We start from the raw sequence: 6,562 nt of genomic DNA, 5'->3' as shown, positions 1-6,562 counted from the left end.
GCTGATCAGCTGATGCCGGGCCCCGCCGTACTGGATGTCTCCGTGCCGTCGGACCGTCGGGCCGGGCCGCACAAGGCCGCCCGCCCGGATCAGTCGCAGGTGTTGGAGGTGTAGCTCGTGGTGTGCCACGCGTCGTTGTGGTAGATCCGGTACTTTCCGTCTGTCCGGTAGACGTCGAAGTAGTACTTCGCCCCCTGGTAACGGAGGTGCAGGTTCCCGCCCGAGGCCGTGCTGCCCCCCAGGTAGCTCAGCTTGCTGTCGGCGTAGCCGAAGGTGTTCGGGCCGACCTTGCCGTCGGCGTCGCCGAACGAGCCGGCGAGTCCCCAACTCACCTGCAGCCGCTTGGTGGCGTGCTGTGTGTTGGACCCGAAGTGGCCGTCGATGTCCGACATGTCGAAGTCGGTGCCGTCCGACTCGTTGGCGCCCTCCGCCAGGAGAATGATCTGCCACAGGCAGGTGGCGTTCGAGCTGCTGTACGAGGACGTGGACAGGACGCCCTCGTCGCCGAAGTCGTCGGTGTACGTGTCGGCGCCGCTGACGTATCCGCTGGAGGCCGAGGCGGAGGCGGGCGAGGCGCCCACGGCCAGAGCACCGGCGGCGAGCGCGGCGACGGCGGCGGCGCCCAGGCGAGTGCGTGTCGTGCGGAGGTTCATGGAGGTTCCTTCCCCGTTGGTCCGGTGGTGCTGGTGTTTCGCCGTGACCATGCTGGGCGGAGCGGGCGATCGGAGGTACCTGCAAAGTTTCAGGTGTGCGGGGCGGAACCACCGGTGTATCCGGGCGCGTCCACCCCCAACTCGCACCACACCGTCTTGCCCGCAGGCGTCAGCCACACTCCCCAGCGGCGTGCGAGCGCGTCGAGCAGCATCAGGCCGCGGCCGGTCTCGTCGTCCTCGTCGGGGTGGCGCGCGATGAGCCAGGCGTGCGGGTCGGAATCGGTGAGTTCCACGCGGGTGCGGCCGTCCGCCGTGCGGATCAGGCGGAGGGTCACCGGCGTGCCCTCGCCGACGTGGTTGATCACGTTGGTCAGCAGCTCACTGACGCAGAGCTGGACCTCGGGGCAGGACGCGCCGAGGTGTTCGCGGACCGTCCGGCGAACCTCGGGTACCGCCTTGGGGAACGCGAGCAGTTCGAGCGTGAGCGGTTCGGTCACCGGCCGGCCGCCTTGCGCAGGACGGCGGTCAGGGCGCGGGCGGTCTCCGCGTTGCAGTTGCCTAGGGAGATGAGCGGCGAACCGGCGTACGCGCCCGCGAAGGTCGGCAGGTCCACGGTGAGGGACGGGAGTGTGATGCCGTGCGCTTCCAGCGCGGTGCGGAGCTGTTCGACACAGGTTTCCGTGTCGTCGTGGTGGTGCATGCCGTGCGCCTTTCTGCGGTCTGTGCGTTCCGTGATGAATCACTCACAGGGTGGCGTCGGGCGGCGTACGGTGAAAGACCTTCAGGTTGCGCACGACAACCGGCAAACGGAGGTGGTGTGTTGTGCCCGCACGCAAGGACCCCGATGCGTCGACGAGCGTCCCTTGCTTCTACGGTGCCGAGTTGCGCTACAAACGGGAGCAGGCGGGGCTGACACTGGAGCAGTTGGCGGAGGGGAGTTTCCGGGGGGTCTCGTTCCTGAGCCAGATCGAGCGGGGTGAGCGGCGGATGCCGATCGATCTGGCCAAGCATGTCGATGAGCGGCTGGGGACGGACGGATTTTTCCAGCGGCGGTGTGAAGACGCGGCCAAGGCGCGGCAGGTGGGTCATGCGTGGTACTACGCGGACATCCCTGACATGGAGAAACAGGCGCAGACGCTGGAGGAGTGGGCGCCCAACGCCATTCCGGGGCTGTTGCAGACCGAGGCGTATCACCGGGGGCGAGTGACGTACGGAGATCCGGAGGCGCCACTGGAAGCGGTCGAGGAGCGTGTCCGTGCTCGATCGAAGCGCGCGGAGTTGTGGAAACGCGCGGACCGGCCCACCTACTGGGCGATCCTGAACGAGTCGGTCATCCGGCGAACGCCGCTTCCGCCGACGGTCATGGCCGAGCAGGTGAAGCACATCCTTGACGTGATCCGGTCCACGCAGAGCGTTCTTCAGATTGTTCCGGAAACCACCCCGTGGCATCCGCTCGGGCATGGCATGGCCAAGATCATGACCTTCGTCGACGCTCCGCCGCTGGTGTACACAGAGGGCGATTGGACCGGACACATCGTCGACTATCCGGCCCACGTGCAGCAGTACCGTCGTAGATACGATCTGCTGAGGGCCGTTGCACTGTCACCCGACGCGTCCCTGGCCTTGATGGACGACATGGCAAGGACCTACGGAAATGAAGCCCAGCAAGGAAATTGACCTGAACTCTGTTGCCTGGCGTAAGAGTAGTTACAGCAATGAGGGTGGCGGAGACTGCCTCGAAGTCGCCGACAACCTCCCCGGTCTCACCCCCGTCCGCGATTCCAAGAACCCCCAGGGCCCCGCCCTGCTCTTCGCGGCGGACGCCTGGAACCACTTCATCGCCTCCCTCGCGAACTAGCCTGTCCTGCGCAGGGCGTGCCAGGTGGCTGGGCCCACCGCCACGGGACGCCGCCACCGCCGGGGCTTCCACCGGGGCGACCGGGGCGGGCGCGAGGTGCCCGCGCTCCGCTCCACGCGACGCAGCAGCGCCGCCGTGTCCGCGGTCCGGTCCTCGTGGGAGGGTGCCAGACAGTCCCGTACGATCTCCCGCCAGTCCTCGGGGAGTTCGGGGGAGAGCCGCAGCTCCTCCGCGCCACGGGCGTAGCGCATCGCCGCGTCGGTGCGTGCCTCCGTGGTGCCGCCCGGGAGCGGGAACGAACCCGCGAGGACGACGTGGGCCAGCACGCCGAAGGCCCAGATGTCGGCGGTGGGGCGGATCCGGGTGCCCCGCGCGTCGGTCTCCGGCCAGAGCAGTTCGGGGGCGGTGTAGTCCGGGGTGCCGAACGCGGGGGCGTAGGCGTGGGTGCCCTCCAGTTCGGCGGACGTGTTGAAGTCGGCGAGCCGTACCGAACCGTCCGCCATCAGCAGGATGTTGGCCGGTTTCAGGTCCCCGTGCACCCAGCCCGCGCGGTGGAGCTGGTGCAGGCCCTCGCAGATCTGGGCCAGCAGGGCGGATCCGGCCTCCGGGGCCGGGCTCCGGTCCAGTACGGCGTCCAGGGACTCCTCGGCCCGCTCCAGGACCAGGACCGTGGCGCCGTCCAGCTCCGGCCGGCCGGGGTCGTCGACCGTCAGGGTGTCGTACATCCGGATCAGCCGAGGGGAGCGGAGCCGGCGCAGCAACCGCACCTCGCGTTCGGCCAGATCGCGCAGGTGGTGCAGTTGGCGGGGGGTGCGGGTGCCGGTCGGGAGGAACTTCAGCGCCGCCCGGCGCGGCAGTCCGCCCTCGTCCGCGGTGTGCCGGACCGCGTGGTAGACCGTGGCGAACGCGCCGGACGCGAGCGGTTCGCGCACCTCCCAGGCGCCGAGGCGGTAGCCCTCGGGGACCGGAATCGCGTACGGCCGCCCGGTCACCGCGCCGCCCCGCTCGGGACGGGGGTGAGCACCACGAGGTCGTCCTCGCGGACGAGGTCGAAGCGGAGCGCCAGGGAGGCCAGCGACTCCTTCTTGCCGTGCACGCGGCGTCCGGGCCCGGCCTCGTCGGGGCCGGGACGCAGGCGCAGTTTGACGGCCAGGTAGTCGATGTTCCAGTAGACGGCGGAGCGGGTGACCTCGGGCCAGCCGGGGCGCAGCCGCTCCACGATCTCCTCGACCGCGGGCAGCGGGGCACTCGGTTCGCCCCGCAGTCGGCGCTCGCACAGGACGGCCAGCACCGCGAAGTACCGTTTGGTGCGGTCCAGGGCGAACGCCGGCACGGTGGCGGATCCCGCGAGTTCGCGGCGCTCCACGCTGCGGAAGGCGTGCCGCGGTGCCCAGACGTCGAAGGAGAGCAGGTCGCCCGCGGCGGGCAGGGTCACCCGGGAGAACTCGAACGGCACGGGCGCGTCCACACGGCCCGGTGTGACCTTGACGTGCTCACCGGCGCCCTCCGGATTCTCCACCACATAGGTCTGGTCCTCGCTGAGGTTGCTCAGCAGCCAGAACGTGCGGTGCGCGGTGATCTCCCCGGCGATCCGGGGCACTCCCTCGTGCGCGATGGCGAGGCCGTTCCGTCGCCGGGCCCGGCCGAACTCGATGCGTTCACCCGCGCCCAGTCTTATCTGTTCGTCCCCGATGCCGCTCGACGGCGGCACGACAATGACGCTGTACATGGAGTCGTTCCCCCTTCCCCGATTTCTCGGGGTCGACTTTCCCCAGTCCATTGAAAGAAAGAGTAGGCGATGTCAGGGACGTTCGGCGGCCGAACTTTTCCGGACGTACCCCGGTTAATGCCTTGTGAGCTGGGCTTTTGCGGTGAGCGTCAAGTGTGTTGATTGGCCGGCGACGGACTGCGAGCATGAACCCGGCAGGTGGTCTGTTCTTCCCTGCACAGGCGGCTCTTTTCATCCTCTCCGGAAAACGAGGAGGGCTTTTCCTCCGGGTGAGGACTGCCGAATTTCGGAGAGCCGCACCCTTCGTCCGGTGAATGCGGGCAAGGACAGCGCGCCCACGTCCCGGCCACATGCCCGTTCAGCCCTCGTTCATCGGATCCTGATCCCGGCTTCCTACGATCGTCCGGCCGACCACCGGTGCGCCGTAGAGCAGGATCCGGACTCGACTGGGGGAACGACATGCTCCGCATTCACTTCACCGACGTGGATCTGGCCAGGACCCGGCTCGCCTCCGCTCCCGATCCGCTCTTCGAGGTCGCCGCGAGTCTGCACCGGTTCCAGTCCCGGAGGGGGCGGTGGGCCTACGCCGGGTGGTATCGCGGCGCACGGGAACAGATGCGGGAGAAGGGGCTGGAGCGGATCCTGCGGAGTGTTCTGCTGCCCCTGTACCCGAGGGCCGCGTACTTCCCGGACTTCCTCACCCCGGTCGACGCCGTGAACGGTCTGGACGTGGGACTGGAGTCGATCCTGGCCACGCCCCCGGAACGGGTCATGGCGGAGATGGGCATCCTCGACCGGACCGTCGGAGCACCCGCGTGGAGCGGACGGCTGGCCGAGCACAAGGCGCGCAAGGAGCTGGTGGGGGCGTTGCGCGCGTACCACGAGACCGTCATCGTCCCCCACCGGGAGCAGGTGCAGGCGCGTATCGAGGCCGAGCGGGCCGTACGCTGCCGGGGGCTGCTCGACGGCGGGGTGGAGGGCATGCTCGCCGGGCTCGGGCCCCTGCTGCGCTGGCGTCCGCCCGTCCTGGAGGTCACCTACCCCCGGCAGACGGCGGACCGGGACCTGCACCTGAACGGCCGTGGGCTCACGCTGGTCCCCTCGTACTTCAACTGGGGCGAGCCGGTCGCCTACGCCGACCCGGGGCTGCCGCCCGTGCTCTGGTACTCGCTGCTGCACGAGCCCGGGGCCCGCTCCCCGAGCGCCGACGACCCCGGGCGGTCCCTGACGAACCTGCTCGGCCGGGCCCGCGCGGTCGCCCTGCACGCCGCGTCCGGCGGCGCCACGACCGGCGAGATCGCCCGCGCCGCCGGGATCTCGGCCTCCGCCGCCAGCAGACACGCCACCGCGCTGCGCGACGCGGGACTCCTCACCACGGTCCGCAACGGCCCGGCCGTGCTGCACACCCTTACCCCCACGGGCGCCTCCGTGCTGCGCGCCGCCCTGCGGAAGGCGGACGGGGACTCCGCGGGCACGCCGGTCTGATCCGGCGGCCCCGGACGCACCAGGGCCGCGTCCCCCTCGTGCGGGTGGGACGCGGCCCTTGGTGGTGGTGTGCTCGGGGCGGCCGTCCTCAGTAGCGCGGGCGGGTGAACCAGGCCTTGCCCGCGGCGTTGCCGACGAACACGGCGATCAGGATCGCCAGCACCGTGTGGATCAGACCCACCAGGATGAAGGGGTAGATGCCGAGGACGGCGGTGATGATGCCGAAGATCAGCGTGGTGATGCGGACGCCGTTGCCGCCCTTGCCGAACTTGACGGCCAGCACGAGCGCGAACACGCCCCACGCCAGCGCGAACACGGTCAGACCCCAGAGCAGGCCGGACGAGTAGTCGGCGAGCTGCTCGAACGCGGGATCCTCGCTCAGCGTCGGATCGTCCTTCGCGGCCTCCACGCCCGCCGCGCTGATCGCGAACAGCGCCACGCCGATGAGCTGCAGGGCCACGACGACCCACAGCAGCACGCGTGCCGTGCTCACCGTTCCCGGCATGGACGTCGGCACCGGGGCGCCGGAGTAGGCGCCCACCGGCGGCGCCGCCGGGTAGCCGTACCCCTGCTGGGGCTGCTGGGGGTAGCCGTAGCCGGGAGCCGGCGGCTGCTGGCCACCCTGCGGGGGCCCGTAGGGGTTGTTCGGGTCGCCGAAACTCATGGCGGTTCTTCCTCCGTTGCGCTTCAGGTGCGGGGACGACGCGAGACTCGGCGCGGAGGAAGTTCTACAGATGCGGTCCGTCCCCCCGGTTCTGCCCGCGGCACTGTGTCCTCATCGTTCTTGACCGTTCCTTTCCTTGTCCAGGCGCAGGCCGTATGTGTTGTGCAAGTGCA

At 69.9% G+C, this 6,562-nt stretch carries 8 protein-coding genes and 1 pseudogene; 3 read left to right on the top strand and 6 right to left on the bottom strand.

The features are described 5' to 3' along the window. Positions 1 to 89: 89 nt before the first annotated feature. The 3 genes from ACFV5H_RS26735 to ACFV5H_RS26725 all read right to left on the bottom strand — a co-directional run bounded on the left by ACFV5H_RS26735 (position 90) and on the right by ACFV5H_RS26725 (position 1,353). The gene (locus tag ACFV5H_RS26735) at positions 90 to 653 is read right to left on the bottom strand and encodes a peptidoglycan-binding protein (protein ID WP_385058818.1); all 564 of its coding nucleotides are present in this window, start codon (positions 651 to 653) and stop codon (positions 90 to 92) included. An 89-nt stretch (positions 654 to 742) separates the two neighbouring features. Further along, positions 743 to 1,150 (bottom strand): ATP-binding protein, encoded by a 408-nt coding sequence (locus tag ACFV5H_RS26730; RefSeq protein ID WP_385197577.1) that lies wholly within the window; start codon positions 1,148 to 1,150, stop codon positions 743 to 745. Continuing rightward, positions 1,147 to 1,353: a hypothetical protein gene (locus ACFV5H_RS26725; protein ID WP_385058814.1), complete on the bottom strand. Its 207-nt coding sequence runs from the start codon at positions 1,351 to 1,353 to the stop codon at positions 1,147 to 1,149. The genes ACFV5H_RS26730 and ACFV5H_RS26725 overlap by 4 nt, the downstream gene beginning before the upstream one ends. 122 nt (positions 1,354 to 1,475) lie before the next feature. On the opposite strand from ACFV5H_RS26725, the gene ACFV5H_RS26720 reads away from it, so the two are divergent. Together ACFV5H_RS26720 and ACFV5H_RS26715 are read left to right on the top strand one after the other, a co-directional pair. Further along, positions 1,476 to 2,330: a helix-turn-helix domain-containing protein gene (locus ACFV5H_RS26720; RefSeq protein ID WP_385058812.1), complete on the top strand. Its 855-nt coding sequence runs from the start codon at positions 1,476 to 1,478 to the stop codon at positions 2,328 to 2,330. Beyond that, the gene (locus ACFV5H_RS26715; RefSeq protein ID WP_385058811.1) at positions 2,308 to 2,511 is read left to right on the top strand and encodes a DUF397 domain-containing protein; all 204 of its coding nucleotides are present in this window, start codon (positions 2,308 to 2,310) and stop codon (positions 2,509 to 2,511) included. Before ACFV5H_RS26720 ends, ACFV5H_RS26715 begins: the two co-directional genes overlap by 23 nt. A 41-nt stretch (positions 2,512 to 2,552) precedes the next feature. Here the strand turns inward: ACFV5H_RS26715 and ACFV5H_RS26710 are convergent. Both ACFV5H_RS26710 and ACFV5H_RS26705 read right to left on the bottom strand, forming a co-directional pair. Continuing rightward, positions 2,553 to 3,503, bottom strand: a pseudogene (locus ACFV5H_RS26710) (protein kinase); the annotation flags it as partial. After that, positions 3,500 to 4,240: an FHA domain-containing protein gene (locus ACFV5H_RS26705; protein WP_385058809.1), complete on the bottom strand. Its 741-nt coding sequence runs from the start codon at positions 4,238 to 4,240 to the stop codon at positions 3,500 to 3,502. The pseudogene ACFV5H_RS26710 and the gene ACFV5H_RS26705, both read right to left, overlap by 4 nt. A gap of 459 nt (positions 4,241 to 4,699) precedes the next feature. On the opposite strand from ACFV5H_RS26705, the gene ACFV5H_RS26700 reads away from it, so the two are divergent. Beyond that, on the top strand, positions 4,700 to 5,725 hold the full coding sequence (locus ACFV5H_RS26700; RefSeq protein WP_385058807.1) for a helix-turn-helix domain-containing protein: 1,026 nt from the start codon (positions 4,700 to 4,702) through the stop codon (positions 5,723 to 5,725). A gap of 88 nt (positions 5,726 to 5,813) precedes the next feature. Here the strand turns inward: ACFV5H_RS26700 and ACFV5H_RS26695 are convergent, their stop codons facing one another. Then, positions 5,814 to 6,389 carry a hypothetical protein gene (locus ACFV5H_RS26695; RefSeq protein ID WP_385058806.1) on the bottom strand — a complete coding sequence of 192 codons (576 nt, stop codon included), beginning with the start codon at positions 6,387 to 6,389 and terminating at the stop codon, positions 5,814 to 5,816. Positions 6,390 to 6,562 lie beyond the last annotated feature (173 nt).

The sequence above is a fragment of the Streptomyces sp. NPDC059787 genome (genome assembly GCF_042732315.1).
Lineage (GTDB): Bacteria > Actinomycetota > Actinomycetes > Streptomycetales > Streptomycetaceae > Streptomyces > Streptomyces atrovirens.
The sequence above is the reverse complement of the archived record's forward strand: the minus strand, read 5'-3'. Positions and strand labels throughout refer to the sequence as shown.